The sequence below is a fragment of the Flavobacterium sp. genome, from assembly GCF_040402955.1.
Classification (GTDB): Bacteria; Bacteroidota; Bacteroidia; order Flavobacteriales; family Flavobacteriaceae; genus Flavobacterium.
The window spans coordinates 1-17,325 of sequence record NZ_JBBALQ010000006.1; the positions used below are offsets into that span (position 1 = coordinate 1).

15 protein-coding genes, 1 tRNA gene and 1 pseudogene are annotated in these 17,325 nt (G+C 31.8%); 8 read left to right on the forward strand and 9 right to left on the reverse strand.

Going from position 1 to position 17,325, the window contains the following annotated elements:
* Nucleotides 1-25: 25 nt before the first annotated feature.
* Nucleotides 26-100: transfer RNA gene (locus tag ABWP78_RS04500), tRNA-Pro, on the reverse strand.
* A 105-nt stretch (nucleotides 101-205) separates the two neighbouring features.
* Here ABWP78_RS04500 and ABWP78_RS04505 point away from each other — a divergent pair.
* Complete coding sequence (locus tag ABWP78_RS04505) at nucleotides 206-628, forward strand: hypothetical protein (RefSeq protein WP_353169558.1); 423 nt, start codon at nucleotides 206-208, stop codon at nucleotides 626-628.
* A gap of 2 nt (nucleotides 629-630) precedes the next feature.
* On the forward strand, nucleotides 631-924 hold the full coding sequence (locus tag ABWP78_RS04510) for a DciA family protein (RefSeq protein WP_353169561.1): 294 nt from the start codon (nucleotides 631-633) through the stop codon (nucleotides 922-924).
* A 95-nt stretch (nucleotides 925-1,019) separates the two neighbouring features.
* Here the strand turns inward: ABWP78_RS04510 and ABWP78_RS04515 are convergent, their stop codons facing one another.
* Both ABWP78_RS04515 and bshC read right to left on the reverse strand, forming a co-directional pair.
* Nucleotides 1,020-1,439, reverse strand: coding sequence for a nucleoside-diphosphate kinase (locus ABWP78_RS04515; RefSeq protein ID WP_353169564.1), 420 nt, complete (start codon nucleotides 1,437-1,439; stop codon nucleotides 1,020-1,022).
* 75 nt (nucleotides 1,440-1,514) lie between these two features.
* Nucleotides 1,515-3,095, reverse strand: a complete 1,581-nt coding sequence (bshC, locus tag ABWP78_RS04520; RefSeq protein ID WP_353169691.1) for a bacillithiol biosynthesis cysteine-adding enzyme BshC — start codon at nucleotides 3,093-3,095, stop codon at nucleotides 1,515-1,517.
* A 71-nt stretch (nucleotides 3,096-3,166) separates the two neighbouring features.
* On the opposite strand from bshC, the gene ABWP78_RS04525 reads away from it, so the two are divergent.
* Nucleotides 3,167-5,344, forward strand: coding sequence for a B12-binding domain-containing radical SAM protein (locus ABWP78_RS04525; protein ID WP_353169566.1), 2,178 nt, complete (start codon nucleotides 3,167-3,169; stop codon nucleotides 5,342-5,344).
* Between the two features lie 67 nt (nucleotides 5,345-5,411).
* Here the strand turns inward: ABWP78_RS04525 and mtaB are convergent, their stop codons facing one another.
* Nucleotides 5,412-6,740 (reverse strand): tRNA (N(6)-L-threonylcarbamoyladenosine(37)-C(2))-methylthiotransferase MtaB, encoded by a 1,329-nt coding sequence (gene mtaB, locus ABWP78_RS04530; RefSeq protein ID WP_353169568.1) that lies wholly within the window; start codon nucleotides 6,738-6,740, stop codon nucleotides 5,412-5,414.
* Between the two features lie 348 nt (nucleotides 6,741-7,088).
* On the opposite strand from mtaB, the gene ABWP78_RS04535 reads away from it, so the two are divergent.
* On the forward strand, nucleotides 7,089-7,343 hold the full coding sequence (locus ABWP78_RS04535; RefSeq protein WP_353169571.1) for a type B 50S ribosomal protein L31: 255 nt from the start codon (nucleotides 7,089-7,091) through the stop codon (nucleotides 7,341-7,343).
* Nucleotides 7,344-7,463: 120 nt separating this feature from the next.
* Entirely contained in the window at nucleotides 7,464-8,636 is a 1,173-nt protein-coding gene (locus ABWP78_RS04540; RefSeq protein WP_353169574.1) for a GlmU family protein, read from the forward strand.
* Nucleotides 8,637-8,682: 46 nt separating this feature from the next.
* Here the strand turns inward: ABWP78_RS04540 and sufD are convergent, their stop codons facing one another.
* From sufD to ABWP78_RS04565, 5 genes and pseudogenes are all read right to left on the reverse strand, one after another.
* A complete protein-coding gene (gene sufD / locus ABWP78_RS04545) occupies nucleotides 8,683-10,002 on the reverse strand; it encodes a Fe-S cluster assembly protein SufD (protein ID WP_353169576.1) in 1,320 nt (439 codons plus the stop codon).
* Between the two features lie 97 nt (nucleotides 10,003-10,099).
* A pseudogene (locus tag ABWP78_RS04550) lies at nucleotides 10,100-10,489 on the reverse strand (four helix bundle protein).
* Nucleotides 10,490-10,572: 83 nt separating this feature from the next.
* Nucleotides 10,573-11,322: a Fe-S cluster assembly ATPase SufC gene (gene sufC, locus ABWP78_RS04555; RefSeq protein ID WP_353169579.1), complete on the reverse strand. Its 750-nt coding sequence runs from the start codon at nucleotides 11,320-11,322 to the stop codon at nucleotides 10,573-10,575.
* A 35-nt stretch (nucleotides 11,323-11,357) separates the two neighbouring features.
* On the reverse strand, nucleotides 11,358-12,806 hold the full coding sequence (gene sufB / locus ABWP78_RS04560; RefSeq protein ID WP_353169582.1) for a Fe-S cluster assembly protein SufB: 1,449 nt from the start codon (nucleotides 12,804-12,806) through the stop codon (nucleotides 11,358-11,360).
* Between the two features lie 67 nt (nucleotides 12,807-12,873).
* The gene (locus tag ABWP78_RS04565; RefSeq protein WP_353169584.1) at nucleotides 12,874-13,203 is read right to left on the reverse strand and encodes a HesB/IscA family protein; all 330 of its coding nucleotides are present in this window, start codon (nucleotides 13,201-13,203) and stop codon (nucleotides 12,874-12,876) included.
* 265 nt (nucleotides 13,204-13,468) lie between these two features.
* Here ABWP78_RS04565 and ABWP78_RS04570 point away from each other — a divergent pair, with 265 nt between their 5' ends.
* The 3 genes from ABWP78_RS04570 to ABWP78_RS04580 are packed head-to-tail and all read left to right on the forward strand — an operon-like array spanning nucleotide 13,469 to nucleotide 17,304.
* The gene (locus ABWP78_RS04570) at nucleotides 13,469-14,326 is read left to right on the forward strand and encodes an MBL fold metallo-hydrolase (RefSeq protein ID WP_353169587.1); all 858 of its coding nucleotides are present in this window, start codon (nucleotides 13,469-13,471) and stop codon (nucleotides 14,324-14,326) included.
* Nucleotides 14,326-15,654, forward strand: a complete 1,329-nt coding sequence (locus ABWP78_RS04575) for a hypothetical protein (RefSeq protein WP_353169589.1) — start codon at nucleotides 14,326-14,328, stop codon at nucleotides 15,652-15,654. Before ABWP78_RS04570 ends, ABWP78_RS04575 begins: the two co-directional genes overlap by 1 nt.
* Nucleotides 15,655-15,705: 51 nt before the next feature.
* Nucleotides 15,706-17,304 carry a S8 family peptidase gene (locus ABWP78_RS04580; RefSeq protein WP_353169591.1) on the forward strand — a complete coding sequence of 533 codons (1,599 nt, stop codon included), beginning with the start codon at nucleotides 15,706-15,708 and terminating at the stop codon, nucleotides 17,302-17,304.
* Nucleotides 17,305-17,325 lie beyond the last annotated feature (21 nt).

Consider the following 17,325-nt stretch of genomic DNA (forward strand, 5'->3'; position numbering starts at 1 on the left):
ACCTCAAAATAATTGAAGTCGTTTGTCGGGGTGGCAGGATTCGAACCTGCGGCCTCCTGCTCCCAAAGCAGGCGCGATAACCGGGCTACGCTACACCCCGTAAATGCGAGTGCAAATATAGTCTTTATTTTTAAACCTCAAAATGATTTTCATTTTTTATTGGATAAAAATATTTGTACATTTACATCACTTAATACCTCTACCAATGAAAAATTATTTTTATTTTGCACTGCTTTCTGTAGTTTTAATTTCCTGTAATTCAAAACCAACCAAAGGGGCGATAACACAAATAAACGGTTATTGGGAAATTGAGAAAGTAGTATTCCCAGACGGAAATAAAAAAGAATATCAAGTAAATGAATTTATTGAATATATTTATATGAAAAACACGGCTGGAACCCGCCAAAAAGTAGTACCCCAACTTGATGGTTCTTTTTTAAAAGGTGTATTACAAGATAAAATTAGAGTAGTTGATAGTGCCAATTGTTATTTTTTAAAAACGAATTCTAATTTTACCAAATGGGAAGAAAAAATTATCTCCGTATCAGAAGATATTTTAGTTTTAGAAAATGAAAATAAAATTAAGTATCATTACAAGAAATTTATACCTTACGCTAAAAGAAAATAAATATGAAACGATTTAATGACGATTTTTCTATTGGTGATGTAATGAAAGAGTTTATGAAATCTTCGAAGCTGGAAGCGGGTTTAGATGTTATAAATGTTAAAGAAACTTGGTATAAAATGATGGGTCCGGCATTTAAAAATTATACAGAACATATTGAATTAAAAAGACAAACGTTATATGTGCAATTAAATTCTTCTGTTGTAAAACAAGAATTGGAATACGGAAAATCTAAAATAATCAAAATGTTAAACGAAGAACTTGGAAAAGATTTGATTAAAGAAATTGTATTTAGGTAGAAAAAGGTTAAGGGTTTAAGTTCTTAGGTTTAAGGTTTAAAAAAAAAGGTGATTTGAAATTTCAAATCACCTTTTTTTTATACGAAATACTATTTTTAGAATTGCTCTCTTTCAGCGAAGTGGAAAGCACTTTCGATAGCTGCATTTTCATCTGAATCTGAACCGTGAACGGCATTTTCTCCAATTGAATTAGCATATTTTTTACGGATAGTTCCTTCAGCAGCATCAGCAGGGTTTGTAGCACCTATTAAAGCTCTGAAATCTTCTACTGCGTTGTTTTTTTCTAAAATTGCAGCAACAACAGGTCCGCGAGTCATAAATTCTACTAATTCACCAAAGAAAGGTCTTTCTGAGTGAACCGCATAAAATTTCTGAGCATCTGCTACAGTTAATTGCGTTAATTTCATAGAAACGATTCTGAAACCGCCTTCTGTAATCATGTTTAAAATTCCACCGATGTGTCCGTTTTCAACACCATCTGGTTTAATCATTGTAAATGTTCTATTTGTAGCCATTTTTCTTAAAATTTTTGGCAAAGGTACTATTTAATTCTAAACTGCAAAAGGGTTTTTTGGAAAATCAAATATCATTTATATTGTAACTAAAGTAAAATTTGTATGAAAGGGATTTGAGTGTATGATAATTTGACTTACAAATTCAGCTGAATAAAACGCACTAAAATTAGTTGTTCGTTCTTGTAGATTACCATTTGGAAATAATTGATTTTGTATTTCGGTTATACGTGTTGTTTTTTCAAAATGAACTCGTTTTTCAGCTTTTAACAAACGCTTTTCTAGGTTTTCTAATCCATTTATTTGCTTAGCTTCTTGAGCTTTAACGGCTCTAATAAACGACTTATCAGTTTGTTCTGCGATTTTTAATAATGCAGAAAACTGTTTTCTTAACGTATCTTTTTGTTCAGAAAAATCAATTTTAAAATTCGAAAATTCTTTAGTTTTTTTGTCGACTAATTCTTGTTTGGAAAGAAATAATTCTTCAAACGAAATGCCTAAATTGGCTGTTTTTGATATTTGTTTTTCTGTAGCAATTACAAACGAATTTCGTAATATTAAAACAGGAAATGTAACCTTTTGAGTTTCAAAATTATTTTTTAATTCTAACCAATACGCTATTTCGCCACCACCTCCAATATATGCTAAATTTGGTAATATAACTTCTTGATATAACGGTCTCAAAATAACATTTGGACTAAATTTTTCCGGATAATTTTTTAGCTCTTCTGAAATTTCAGCTTCTGAAAATTCAATTTCTGTATTGTTAACTTTGTAAATATTGTTTTCAAAAATAATTCGTTCACGTAAATTATCTTCAATGTAAAACAAATTGATTTCTCTCGGATTTACTTGAACTGTGTATTCTTTTAATTGTGAAATTGTTTTAGAAACAGCTGCGAAAGAATTTTGATGAAGTAATTCATCTTGAACATATGGTGAGAAAAGTGATTTCAGATTTTTATCATCGCCATCAATAATCACTAAACCTTCCGTTTTAAATAACTCATTGGCTAAATAACGTGTCGCATCTGCTAAATTTGTCTGTTCTAAATAGGTTTTTTTAAACAAGTCTTTTAGATATTCCGCTGTTTCGCCAACTCCAATAGCTTCAGAAAACGTATCAAGAACGTCATTTAAACCATCGGTTGTTAATCTTCCAACAGGTCCGAAACTTTCTTTATCCCATTTGATTTTTTGGTAGTTAAAATGAAAATGATTTATTTCTTCAAAATCGTGATCTTCTGTCGCCATCCAATAAATAGGCACAAAATTATAATCTGAATATTTTTGTTTTAATTGCTTGCATAAATTAATTGTGGAAGCAATTTTATAGATAAAATAAACAGGTCCTGAAAACAAATTTAATTGATGTCCGGTTGTAATGGTAAAGGTTTTCTCCGATCTTAATAATTCAATGTTGGATTGAGTTTCTGGAGATATTGGAAAATTCGAATTCTGATTTTTTAACGCTTCAGCTAAAATTAATCGATTTTCAATGGTATAATTTTTCGCCTTCTCGGTTATTTGAGCACCAAAATTCTCTATCCGGGGAAACCGATGATATAGTGATTGTACTTCTGGTTTTTCATCTAAATAATCTACAATTAGTTTAGAAAAATAACCCGATTTTTGATACGAAATACAATCTGTTGGCATAATTTTTTTTACAAAAATAATCATTTTTCGTCATCTACAATTAATTTTTATCTTTGTAAAAACATTTCACCTTGTCAGACATTCTTTTAATCACGCCACCATTTACCCAATTGAACACGCCTTATCCCGCAACGGCCTATATCAAAGGGTTTCTAAACACGAAAAGTATTTCTGCTTTTCAAATGGATTTGGGTATCGAAGTGATATTAGAATTGTTTTCCAAAAAAGGGTTGAGCTCCTTAATTCCTAAAGGTGAAATAGTACAATTTTCAGAAAATTCGCAACGAATTCACACCCTTTGGGATGATTATGTCATTACAATTGACGCGGTAATTGCTTTTCTTCAAGGAAAAAATCCAACGTTAGCACGACAAATATGTAGTGGGAATTTTTTACCCGAAGCCTCTCGTTTCAATCAGTTAGATGATATGGAATGGGCTTTTGGTTCGATGGGAATGCAAGATAAAGCAAAACATTTGGCCACTTTGTATTTAGAAGACATTTCGGATTTCATTGTGGAATGTGTCGATGAAAATTTCGGATTTAGTCGTTATGCAGAACGATTGGGTAGAAGTGCCAATTCATTCGATGAGTTATATGCCGAATTACAAAAGGAAACCACGCATATAGATAAAATTACGCTTCACATTTTAGAGGAAAGGGTTAAGGAATTTCAACCGAAGTTGGTGTTAATTTCTGTGCCTTTTCCAGGAAATTTATATAGCGCTTTTAGATGTGCGCAATACATAAAAGTCTATTATCCTGCCACAAAAATTGCTATGGGAGGTGGTTTTCCAAATACAGAATTAAGAAGTTTAAAAGACAAAAGAGTCTTTGAGTTTTTCGATTTTATTACGCTTGATGATGGCGAATTGCCAGTAGAGCTTTTATATAATTATTGTCATTCTGAACTTGTTTCAGAACCCGAATTTAAACGTACTTTTTTGTTAGAAAATAATGAAGTCGTATATAAAAATAACACTACAAAATCAGATTATAAACACGCTGAAGTGGGTACGCCCGATTATTCTGATTTACATTTAGATAGTTACATTTCTGTAATTGAAATTGCAAATCCTATGCATAGTTTATGGAGTGATGGCCGTTGGAATAAACTTACGATGGCGCACGGCTGTTATTGGGGCAAATGTACGTTTTGTGATGTCTCGTTAGATTATATAAAAATTTATGAACCTATTGCAGCAAAAATTCTTGTGGATAGGATGGAAGAAATGATTCTTCAAACTCGCGAAACAGGTTTTCATTTTGTAGATGAAGCCGCACCGCCAGCATTAATGCGTGAAGTGGCTTTGGAAATTCTTAAACGGAAATTAGTTGTTTCGTGGTGGACAAACATTCGCTTTGAGAAAAGTTTTACGAAAGATTTGTGCATTTTATTAAAAGCTTCAGGTTGTATTGCGGTTTCTGGTGGATTAGAAGTAGCTTCAGATAGATTATTAGAACTTATTAAAAAAGGAGTAACGGTTGAACAAGTAGCAAAAGTCACGAATTATTTTACCGAAGCTGGAATTATGGTTCACGCGTATTTAATGTACGGTTATCCCACACAAACTATTCAAGAAACTATAGATAGTTTAGAAATGGTGCGACAATTGTTTCAAATAGGAAGTATACAATCTGGATTTTGGCATCAATTTGCTATGACGGCACATTCGCCTGTAGGATTACATCCTGATGAATTTGGTGTAATTCCGCAACAAAATGAAATTACTTTTGCAAATAACGACATTCAGTTTATTGACAAAACAGGTATCAATCACGATAAGTTTAGTTTTGGATTAAAAAAATCGCTGTTTAATTATATGCACGGTATTTGTTTCGATTATGATTTGCAAGATTGGTTTGAATTTAAAATTCCAAAAACAAAAATTGCTCCAGATTTTATAGAAAATGCACTTAATAATTCAGTAGATTTTTCATTAAAACCTACTGCAAAATTAATTTGGATAGGTAATTTACCAATTGTAGATTATTTTACCAAATCCAAAAAAGGCGCTACCTGGGCAATGGCGAAAATGACGTTTTATTTTAAAACAGATACTATTGAAATTTCTTTGGAAAAAACCCAAGCAGATTGGCTACTAAAAACCTTAAAATCAGTTGCAAATCAACCCGTTTTACTAAAAGATATTAAAATGGACTTCGAATCTCAGTTTGAAGATTTTGAACTATTTTGGTTTTCAAAACCAATGAATTCATTGCGAAATTCTGGTTTGTTAGTAATTTAAAATAGGTTTTATTTAGAGTTTTTTTAGACCTGACAGGTTTTATAAACCTGTCAGGTCTAGAGAATACTTACACTGGCACATTCACAAATTCCATTCTTACTAAACCGTCATCGTCAATTTTTGTAAGTTTAATTTCGTGTAAGGTATTTGCTAATTCTGGGTTCCAAGGCGTTTTTACTTTTACGTAGTTTTCTGTAAAACCCGTAATATATCCTTCTTTATTTTCGTTTTCAAATAGTACAGTGCGCGTTGTTCCAATTTGACTTTCATAATACGCTCTGCGTTTTTTCACAGAAAGGCCGCGTAACATTTTACTACGTTTACTTCTTATGTTAGCGGGTACAACACCTGGCATATCTGCGGCTTCCGTATTGTCGCGCTCACTGTATGTAAACACGTGTAGATATGAAATGTTCATTTCATTTAAATAATTGTAGGTTTCTAAAAAGTGTTCGTCGGTTTCGCCTGGAAATCCAACAATTACATCCACACCAATACACGCGTGTGGCATTACTTCTTTAATCTTATTTACGCGTTCCGTATAAATTTCACGTTGGTAACGACGCTTCATTTTTCCTAAAATTTCATTACTACCACTTTGTAATGGAATATGAAAATGCGGTACAAACGTTCGGCTTTTACTTACAAATTCAATCGTTTCGTTTTTTAATAAATTAGGCTCAATGCTTGAAATTCTTAGTCTTTCAATGCCATCAACTTTGTCTAATTCTTGCACTAATTCTAAAAACGTATGTTCGTGTTTTTTGTTGCCAAATTCACCTTTTCCGTAATCGCCAATGTTTACACCAGTTAATACAATTTCTTTAATGTTTTGTTCCGAAATTTCTTTCGCATTTTTCAATACATTTTCCAAAGCATCACTTCTCGAAATTCCACGTGCTAACGGAATCGTACAATACGTACATTTATAATCGCAACCATCTTGTACTTTTAAGAAAGCACGGGTTCGGTCACCAATGGAATAACTGCCTACATAAAAATAGGCTTCTTCAATTTCGCAACTGTGCACTTCGCCCATATCGTTTTTGGATAGGTCGTTTATGTAATCGGTGATTTTAAATTTTTCTGTCGCACCCAAAACCAAATCAACACCATCAACTGCGGCTAATTCTTCGGGTTTCAGTTGCGCATAACAGCCTACGGCGGCAACAAAAGCTTTGTCGTTTAGTTTCATCGCTTTTTTTACCACTTGTTTAAACTGCTTATCGGCATTTTCTGTTACCGAACACGTGTTAATTACGTAAATATCGGCTACTTCTTCAAAATCCACTCTGTCAAAACCTTCATCTGTAAAGTTTCTGGCAATAGTAGAAGTTTCCGAAAAATTCAGTTTACAACCTAGTGTATAAAACGCTACTTTTTTTCTATCAGACATACTTGTTTTCTTTGGGCGTGCCCTTTCAGGTCGTGCTATCCGTTGCAATCTTTTTTTGTGGCTTGAAAAAAAGCCACAAAAAAAGGATTTCCACTTCTATCACTCACGCAAATCGGGTACAAAATTACGTAGATTTTTCTTAAGTTATAAATCTTTTAGTATCAGATTTTTAGCGAAAGCGGTTTCAAAATAAAAAATAATGGTATTTTGTTTGCAGTATTGGGTAATAGTATTATATTTGCACCCTGAAATAAAAACATAATTAACAAAAGGTTATAAGGCGTTTACACCTTTTTATAGTAAAAAGCCGCGAAACAAATTATAATCATACATTTAAAGATTTACAAAATGAGAAAAGGAATTCACCCGGAAAACTACAGATTAGTCGCTTTCAAAGACATGTCTAACGATGATGTATTCATCACAAAATCAACTGTTGAAACTAAAGAAACTATCACGCACGAAGGTGTTGAGTATCCAGTTTTCAAAATGGAGATTTCTAGAACGTCTCACCCTTTTTACACAGGTAAATCTAAACTTATTGATACTGCAGGTCGTATCGATAAATTCAAAACGAAATACGCTAAATTCTCTAAAGAATAGTAGAATTTATTTAAATAATAACAAACCTCGAAAGTATTCGGGGTTTTTTTATTTTTATAAGTCAAATTTCTTTGTAAATTTGAATCGTTAAGTTTCTATTAAACCTTTTAAACTTTTTCAATGAACTATATTCTTTTTGATGGACCTCATCGTAATGCTTTGTTGCCATTTACCTTCACAAGACCCGTTGCAGATATTCGTGTTGGGATTTTAACCATTCGTGAAAAATGGGAAAAACAGTTGGGTTCTACCACAACATCTATTACAGAAGACTATTTGTCTGAAAAATGGCCTATGGTAGAAATGGAAAATAACGTAATGATTAATGCTTCGTATTTACCAAATGATATTTTGGTAGCTATGATTAAAAATTTAGAACATAATCAAGCGATTTTTCAAGAGGAAGAAGTAGTGGCTTTTTATGCTAAAGAAGGAGAAGAAGTCGATTTTGATTCTTTCGAAGTACTTGAATTTTCGAATGACTGCATTAAAATTGAAAACACTTGGGATATTTTTCAAAAAAATGAGGTAGCCATTCGTGAAGATTTCGAATTGTTGACTGAAGATCGATTTTCACAACCGATACCTAAATCGGTAAACGTAATTGCGCCAGAAAATATTTTCATAGAAGAAGGCGCTAAATTAGAATTTGTAACCTTAAACGCATCAACAGGTCCTATTTATATTGGTAAAAACGCAGAAATAATGGAAGGTTCTGTTATTCGAGGTCCTTTTGCCTTGTGTGAATCGGGTAGAGTGAAATTAGCTACAAAAGTTTATGGTGCTACAACAGTTGGACCTCATTCTGTAATTGGTGGTGAAGTGAATAATTCAGTTTTATTTGGCTATTCTAATAAAGGACACGATGGATTTTTAGGAAATGCGGTTTTAGGAGAATGGTGTAATATTGGTGCGGATACTAACAATAGTAACTTAAAAAACAATTACGAAGAAGTAAAATTGTGGAGCTACGAAACAGAAAATTTTGCTAAAACAGGTTTGCAATTTTGCGGATTAATGATGGGCGACCACAGTAAATGCGGTATTAATACTATGTTTAATACAGGTACAGTAGTTGGCGTAAGTACTAATATTTTTGGAGCAGGATTTCCAAGAAATTTTGTACCAAGTTTTAGTTGGGGTGGCGCAAGTGGTTTTTCAACTTATCTGACCAAAAAAGCGTTTGAAACTGCTAAAATTGTAATGGCAAGAAGAAATGTTGAGTTTTCAGAGGAAGATGCTAAAATTCTAGAGCATGTTTTTGAAGAAACTAAAAAATACAGAAAAGAATAAAAAAAAGCGGTTTCAATATTGAAACCGCTTTTTTTTATAATTGTTTTTATAAATCAAATCCCATATTTACGCCTAATTTATCGGCAATAATTCGAGCAATTTTACTTCTTAATTCTGGAATTTTCACACTATTAGTCACTTCACTGGTAAACGCGTACATTAATAATGCTTTGGCTTCTTTTTTACCAATTCCACGTTGTTGCATATAAAACATCGCACTTTCATCTAACTGTCCAATAGTACAACCGTGTGAACATTTTACATCATCTGCAAAAATTTCCAATTGAGGTTTCGCGTTAATAGTTGCTTTATCACTTAATAGAATATTATTATTTTGCTGAAAGGCATCTGTTTTTTGGGCTTCTTTTTCTACGAAAATTTTACCATTAAAAACACCAGTGGCATTTCCATCTAAAATGGTTTTATAGTTTTGATGACTTTCACAATTTGGCGTGGCGTGTTGCACTAAAGTATAATGATCAACATGTTGTTTGTCGCCAATAATTGTTATACCTTTTAAAGTAGAATCAATATGTTCGCCTTGATGGTAGAAGTTTAAATTGTTTCTAGTAATATTTCCTCCAAATGTAAATGTGTGCACCGATGCGTGACTATCTTGTTTTTGTGCAATGAAAGTATTGTCTATTAAATTCGCAGTTTGTATATCGTTTTGTATCTTATAATAATCAACAATAGCGCGTTTTTGAGTAAAAATTTCTGTAACCGAATTTGTTAAAACCGGATTGCTATTTAAACTCTGGTGACGTTCTACAATTTGTACATGTGCATTTTCGCCCACAATTATTAAATTTCGTGGTTGCGTCATTAACGCTGTTTCAGAACCTGTTGAAAAATATAAAATTTCAATTGGCTTTTCAACTACTTTGCTCTTTGGAATATTTACATACGCACCTTCTTGAGAAAAAGCTGTGTTTAACGAAGTTAAACTATCATCTTTATTCGCGATTTTGTTGAAATATTGGTCAATATACATTTTGTATTTTGGTTTGTTTAATGCTGAGGACATCAAACAAACATCTAAGCCATCGTGAGTTGTAGATGATAAATGAGAACTAAATATTCCATCAACAAACACCAATTTATAAGTATCCACTTCATTTAAGAAGTATTTTTTTACATCTGCAAATTCTACTGTATTATCTTTTTTCGGAAATACACTAAAATCATTTTTTAATATTGCATTTAACGAAGTATATTTCCATGCTTCTTCTTTTTTGGTTGGAAAACCTTTATTTTCAAAGTTTTTTATAGCTGAAGTTCTAATGTCATGTAACTCGTTATTTACATCAACAATTTTTTCTTCAAACGCCATAAATGACGATAGTATTTTTTCTTTTAATTCCATTTTATTTAGTTGTTTCCTTCGGAGTTTCAGGTTTAAAGTTTCAAGTTATTATAGTCTGAACGTAATTTCCTTTGTACTCTTTGTTTTGATTTTCATGTTATTGGAACTTGTTTCCTTTGAAATCTTTTTTATTTAAATAAGTGATAAAGTTTTTAATTTTCCCACTTAAATTTTCATATTTAATTTTTAATTAAATGAATTTTTCTTCTGAAATATATTCATAATCAAATAGTCTATATATTTGTAAACGCGTTTCACCAGCTGAACCTTTTGCAATTGATAAAAATTGTCTAAATTCTATATTCCCATCTCTTTCAAACCCTTCTGCAATATTGTCCATTACAGAACCCGATGATGCTTTTATTTGTTCTTTAAATCGGAAATCTTGTTTTAAATCAGTTTCTTTTGAAATTAGAAAAATTTCTTTAGTTAATTTTCTGGCTTCTTGCCAAATTTCTAAATCTTCAAACTTTGTAATTGTTGCCATGGCTTATATTAAATTTAATTATTTGCGTGTATTTTTATATTAAGTAAACTTGAAACTTGAAACTTGAAACCTGAAACAAATTTTTATACTACTTCGTTTTTAATCCAATCGTATCCTTTTTCTTCTAATTCTAATGCTAAAGATGCATCGCCAGATTTAACGATTTTTCCATCCATTAAAACGTGTACAAAATCGGGAATAATATAATCTAATAACCGTTGGTAATGTGTAATCACTAAAACTGCATTAGTTTCATTTTTTAGTTTGTTCACACCATTAGCAACAATACGTAAAGCATCAATATCTAAACCAGAATCTGTTTCGTCAAGAATCGCTAATTTTGGTTCTAACATCGCCATTTGAAAAATTTCATTACGTTTTTTCTCACCACCAGAAAATCCTTCATTAAGTGAACGCGATAAGAATTTTCTATCGATTTCTAATAATTCTGATTTTTCACGAATTAATTTCAGCATTTCATTTGCAGGCATATCTTCTAGTCCACGTGCTTTACGCGATTCATTAATAGCTGTTTTCATAAAATTTGTAACTGAAACTCCAGGTATTTCAACTGGATATTGAAAAGACAAGAAAACGCCTTTGTGAGCTCTTTCTTCGGGTGCTAATTCTGAAATGTCTTGACCTTCTAAAATAATTTCGCCAGCAGTTACGTTATAGTTTTCGTTTCCAGCAATTATTGACGAAAGGGTACTTTTTCCAGCACCATTTGGTCCCATAATAGCATGAACTTCTCCGGCTTTTACTTCTAGATTAATTCCTTTTAATATTTCTTTGTCTTCTACTGAAGCGTGTAAGTTTTTAATTTGTAACATTGTATAAATGTGTTTTTATTCTGATTTATATTTGATTATCCTACTGAACCTTCTAAACTTATTTCCAATAATTTTTGAGCTTCCACAGCGAATTCCATTGGTAATTTATTCAAGACTTCTTTACTGAAACCATTTACAATTAAAGCAATTGCTTTTTCAGTTGGAATCCCTCTTTGGTTGCAATAAAAGACTTGGTCTTCACCAATTTTTGATGTGGTGGCTTCGTGTTCTATTTTTGCACTTGTATTTTTACTTTCTATATATGGAAATGTATGGGCACCACAATTGTTACCCATAAGTAAACTATCACATTGCGAGAAGTTTCGGGCATTATCTGCGTTTTTACTTATTTGAACCAATCCACGGTAACTATTTTGTGATTTTCCAGCCGAAATTCCTTTTGAAATAATGGTTGACTTTGTGTTTTTACCTAAATGAATCATTTTTGTTCCGGTATCGGCCTGTTGGAAATTATTTGTAACAGCGATAGAGTAAAACTCACCAATTGAATTATCCCCTTTTAAAATACAAGACGGATATTTCCAAGTTACGGCAGAACCTGTTTCTACTTGTGTCCAAGATATTTTTGCGTTTTTCTCGCATAAACCTCTTTTGGTTACAAAATTGAATACACCACCTTTTCCTTCTTTATTTCCTGGATACCAGTTTTGAACGGTTGAATATTTTATTTCAGCATCGTCTAAAGCAATTAATTCCACAACTGCAGCATGCAATTGATTTTCATCACGACTTGGAGCTGTGCAACCTTCTAAGTAGGATACATAACTACCTTCATCAGCAATTAATAGGGTTCTTTCAAACTGTCCTGTTCCACCCTGATTGATTCTAAAGTAAGTTGACAATTCCATCGGACATTTCACGCCTTTTGGAATATAACAAAAACTTCCATCAGAGAAAACAGCTGAATTTAAAGCGGCATAAAAATTATCTTTTTGCGGCACAATAGTTCCTAAATATTTCTTAACTAATTCTGGATGTTCCTGAATAGCATCGGAAATAGGACAAAAAATAATTCCTTTTTCGCCTAAGGTTTTTTTAAATGTAGTAGCTACTGAAACAGAATCTACTACAATATCCATTGCCACATTATTCATTTTTTTCTGCTCATCAATAGAAATGCCTAACTTTTTATACATTTCTAATAATTCCGCATCTACATCATCTAATGTTTTATTTGGATCCGATTTTTTTGGTGCCGAATAATAGGCAATAGCTTGAAAATCTGGTTTTGTATAGTTAACATTTGCCCATTCTGGTTCTTCCATTTCCTTCCAAGCGGCGAATGCTTCTAAACGCCAATCGGTCATCCATTGTGGTTCGTTTTTCTTTTTAGAAATTGCTCGCACAATATCTTCATTTAAACCAATGGGAAACGTTTCCGATTCTAATTCAGTGTAAAATCCGTATTCGTATTCTTTATTTTCTAATTCGACTTTTAAATCGTCTTCTGTGTATTTACTCATTTTTTTATTGAAATTTTTTAGTCAAAAGTTTAATAATTTGGTTATTATTTTAACTTATAACTTTATTTTAAAGCGAAAAACTTTCCCCGCACCCACATGTTCTTTGTGCATTTGGATTGTTAAAAACAAATCCTTTTCCGTTTAAACCTCCTGAAAACTCTAAAATAGTGCCAGCTAAATACAAAAACGATTTTTTTTCAACAGCAATTTTTACATTACTATCTTCAAAAACTTTATCGTTTTCACCTAATTCCTTATCAAATTTTAATTCATAAGAAAGTCCAGAACAACCACCACTTTTAACACCAACACGGACATAATCCGTAGCAGCATCAAAACCTTCTTCCTGCATCATATTGATAATTTTTTTACTTGCAGATTCAGATACTTTTATCATAACTTAGTTATTAATTATATTTGTTATATATTCCTTATTTTGATTTTGTCTAAATTAACTCTGCAAAGATAAACCATAAAAAACTTTTTACAAGGTTTATAACATTTTTATAACTTATATTTTCATAATTTTAATTTATGCTGATAATATTTTTTAGTAGTCATAAATGTTATAGTTTTTTTTATTGATGTTTGCTTTCGCAAACTTGTTGTATTTTACGATTTCATTTATTGAAAATTTTGTAATTTGGCAAAAAATATAAATTATGAAATTATATCCAATAGAAGCCGGAAATTTTAAGTTAGATGGCGGTGCTATGTTTGGTGTTGTACCAAAGACAATTTGGAATAAAACTAATCCTGCGGATTCAAATAATTTAATAGATATTGCTGCAAGATGTTTGCTTATAGAAGATGGAAATAAACTGATATTAATAGATACCGGAATGGGAAACAAACAATCCGATAAGTTTTTTGGCTATTATTCCCTTTGGGGTGAGGAAAGTTTGGATAAGTCTTTATCGAAACTCGGATTTCATAAAGATGATATTACAGATGTTTTTATGACACATTTACATTTTGATCATTGTGGTGGTTCTGTAAATTGGAATAAGGATAAAACAGGTTATGAAGTAGCATTTAAAAACGCGAATTATTGGACAAATAAAAACCATTGGGAATGGGCAACTCAACCTAATTCTCGTGAAAAAGCTTCTTTTTTAAATGAAAATATTTTGCCTATGCAAGAAAGCGGTCAGTTGAAATTTATTAATCGTACCGAGGGTAATTTTCTAGCTACTTCAGAATTAGATTTTGGCATCTTTTTTGCAGATGGTCATACCGAAAAACAAATGCTTCCACATATTAATTATAAAGGAAAAACCATTGTTTTTTGTGCTGATTTAATAGCTACAGCTGGTCATATTTCTATCCCGTATGTCATGGGATACGATACAAGACCGCTTTTAACTATGGACGAAAAAGCAAAATTCATGAATGCAGCTGCAGAAAATAATTACTACTTATTTTTAGAGCACGATGCCCATAATGAAATAATAACCGTAGAAAAAACAGAAAAAGGAGTACGATTAAAAGACGTTTTTACATGCAACAACATTTTATAATGAATTATTTTTTAGGAATTTTAGCCTTTGCATGTGTAGCAGCATGCCAAAACAAACCTTTGGAAAACAAACCAAAAGTTTCAATTTTAGAAAAAGAAAAAAAAGAGATTTGTAAAACCAGCGGAACATTTTCCGAATTGGTATTAGAACGAAGAATTCATGCAATTGATCCTTTAATAAAGGAGGAAAAAGATGTATACGATGTGGATATTTATTCGCCTAAATCGGCAATTTATTCAAAAGATGGTACTAAATTTTATGTAAATTCATTAGAAGGCTATGCAACAGTTGTGTACGATGCCAACACTTTTATAAAAATAAAAACTATTAAATACCATTTTTCAGAGAAAAATAAGCACTTATTTAAGAACAACGAAAATACAGCGTTTGATTATCAATTTAAACAGAAAAAAGAAAATTTAAATCATTTTTTTGGCAAACCAGTAGAAAGTTGCTTGTCGCATGATGGAAAGTTTTTGTGGGTTACTTTTTATAGACGAGATTTTGATGAAAATGCCGAATCTCCATCAGCAGTTGCAATAATTAATACAGAAACCGACGAAATTGTTAGAGTAATTCCATCTGGACCATTGCCTAAAATGATTGCCTGCTCACCAGATAATAAATTTATTTCGGTTACTCATTGGGGTGACAACACAGTTGGTATAATTGACATTTCGTCTAATAATGTTATGGATTTTAAGTATGTTTCACACATTGAAGTTGATGGACGTTTAACAATGAATTATGCAAACGGACAAAAAGTAAATAGAGATAATGACTGCGGAAATTGTCTTCGTGGCACTGTTTTTTCACCAGATGGAAAGTATATTTTTATAGCAAAAATGGGAGGAAATGGCATTGCAGTTATTGAAACAAAAAACTTTAAATATATAGGAACAATTACTGGTTCCAAAGGAAATTTAAGACATATAATTATTAATCATGATGACTTAATTTTAAGTTCAAACAAACACGGCGTGGTACAAAAAGCAAAACTTTCCGAACTATTAAAACTTCCATTTGAAAATGAAAAAACCCTAGTAAATTATCCAAATTGGCAAACGGTAAATGTTGGGTTTGGCGCAAGAACAATTGAAGCAACTACAGACGGAAAATATATTTTTGCATGTGTAAACAACGAATGTAAAGTAGTAGTAATTGACGCCCAAGAAATGAAAGTAATTGCAAGTAAGGATGTATCTAAATTTCCAGTTGGAATGGCAATTTCGCATGATGGAACACAATTAATTGTAACTTCGCAAGGAAAAGATAGCGTGCTTAAAAGTGGAAATGCTGTATCTATATTTAAAATAAAATATGAATGATTGTAACAATCCATCCAAAAAATAAACTAATTAAAATAAAATGTATAAAAAATGAAAAATTTATTTAAACCTTTATATCTATCACTTGCTTTAGCGCTTGTTTTATCTGGATGTGGTCCAGCCAAAATGGTTTCAACTCCGGTTGAGAATATTGATAAAATGTCTTTAAAAACAACGCCATTAAAAGAAAAAGACTTACAGCGTTGGAGTCATTTAGACATAATAAAAGACACGGTACCAGGTATGAGTGTGGATAAAGCGTATTCAGAAGTATTAAAAGGAAAAAAAGGGACAAAAGTTATCGTTGGAATTGTAGATTCTGGTGTAGATATTAATCACGAAGATTTAAAATCGGTTATTTGGACCAATCCAAAAGAAATTGCTGGAAATACTATTGATGATGATAAAAATGGATATATTGATGATATTCATGGTTGGAATTTTTTAGGCGATGCTGTACATGAACAATTAGAAATGACTCGTATTGTAAAAAGAGGACCTAATACTTCGGAATATGCTAAAGCGAAAACAAAATTAGAAGAGGATATTAAAGGATTGCAACAAGATAAACAGCAATTAGATATGATTTTAAACGCTGAAAAAGCTATTAAATCGCATCTTAAAAAAGACAACTTTACTTTAGAAGAAGTTAAAAAAATTGAAACTAAAGATCAAAGTTTATTGCAAGCTAAAGCCATGTTTTCTCAGTTTTTAACGGGTATGACAAAATCTGAATTTGATAAAGAAATTATTGATTTTAAAGACCATGTTTATGGGCAATTAAATTATAATTTGAATTTAGAATACGATGGTAGAAAAATAGTTGGCGACAATCCAGATGATATCAATGACAGAAAATATGGGAATAATAATGTGGTAGGTCCTGAACCAAAAGAAGCCAAACATGGTACACACGTGGCAGGTATTGTGGCGCAAGTAAGAGGTAATAAAAAAGGTGGCGATGGAGTAGCTGCTTCAGTAGTAGAAATTATGGCTGTTCGAGCAGTACCTGACGGTGATGAATACGATAAAGATATTGCTTTAGGAATTCGCTATGCTGTAGATAATGGAGCAAAAGTTATCAACGGATCTTTTGGAAAATATTTCTCTCAAAACAAAGAATGGGTTATAGATGCTATAAAATATGCGGCTTCTAAAGATGTACTTGTAGTAATTGCTGCAGGAAACGAATCATATGATTTAGATGTAACTAATAAATATCCAAATGACACGTATGATAATTCACCAGAATTTGCTAATAATGTTTTAATTATTGGTGCACTTACTCCGGATTATGGGTCTAAAATGGTAGCTTCTTTTTCAAATTACGGAAAAAACAATGTTGATATTTTCGCACCAGGTGAAAAAATATACGCAACTACTCCTTTAAATACCTACGAATATTTACAAGGTACTTCAATGGCTTCGCCAAATGTAGCCGGTGTTGCCGCATTGATTCGTTCGTATTATCCAAGTTTGTCAGCCGTTCAGGTGAAACAAATTATTATGGAAAGCGGTACATCGTTAAAAAACATGATTTCAATAGGAGAAGAAAAAAAGAAATCAAATTTTTCCGAAATTTCTAAATCAGGAAAAATAGTAAACGCCTATAACGCACTGCTATTAGCTGAAAAAACGGCAAAAAAATAATCAAATAAAAACATATAACAA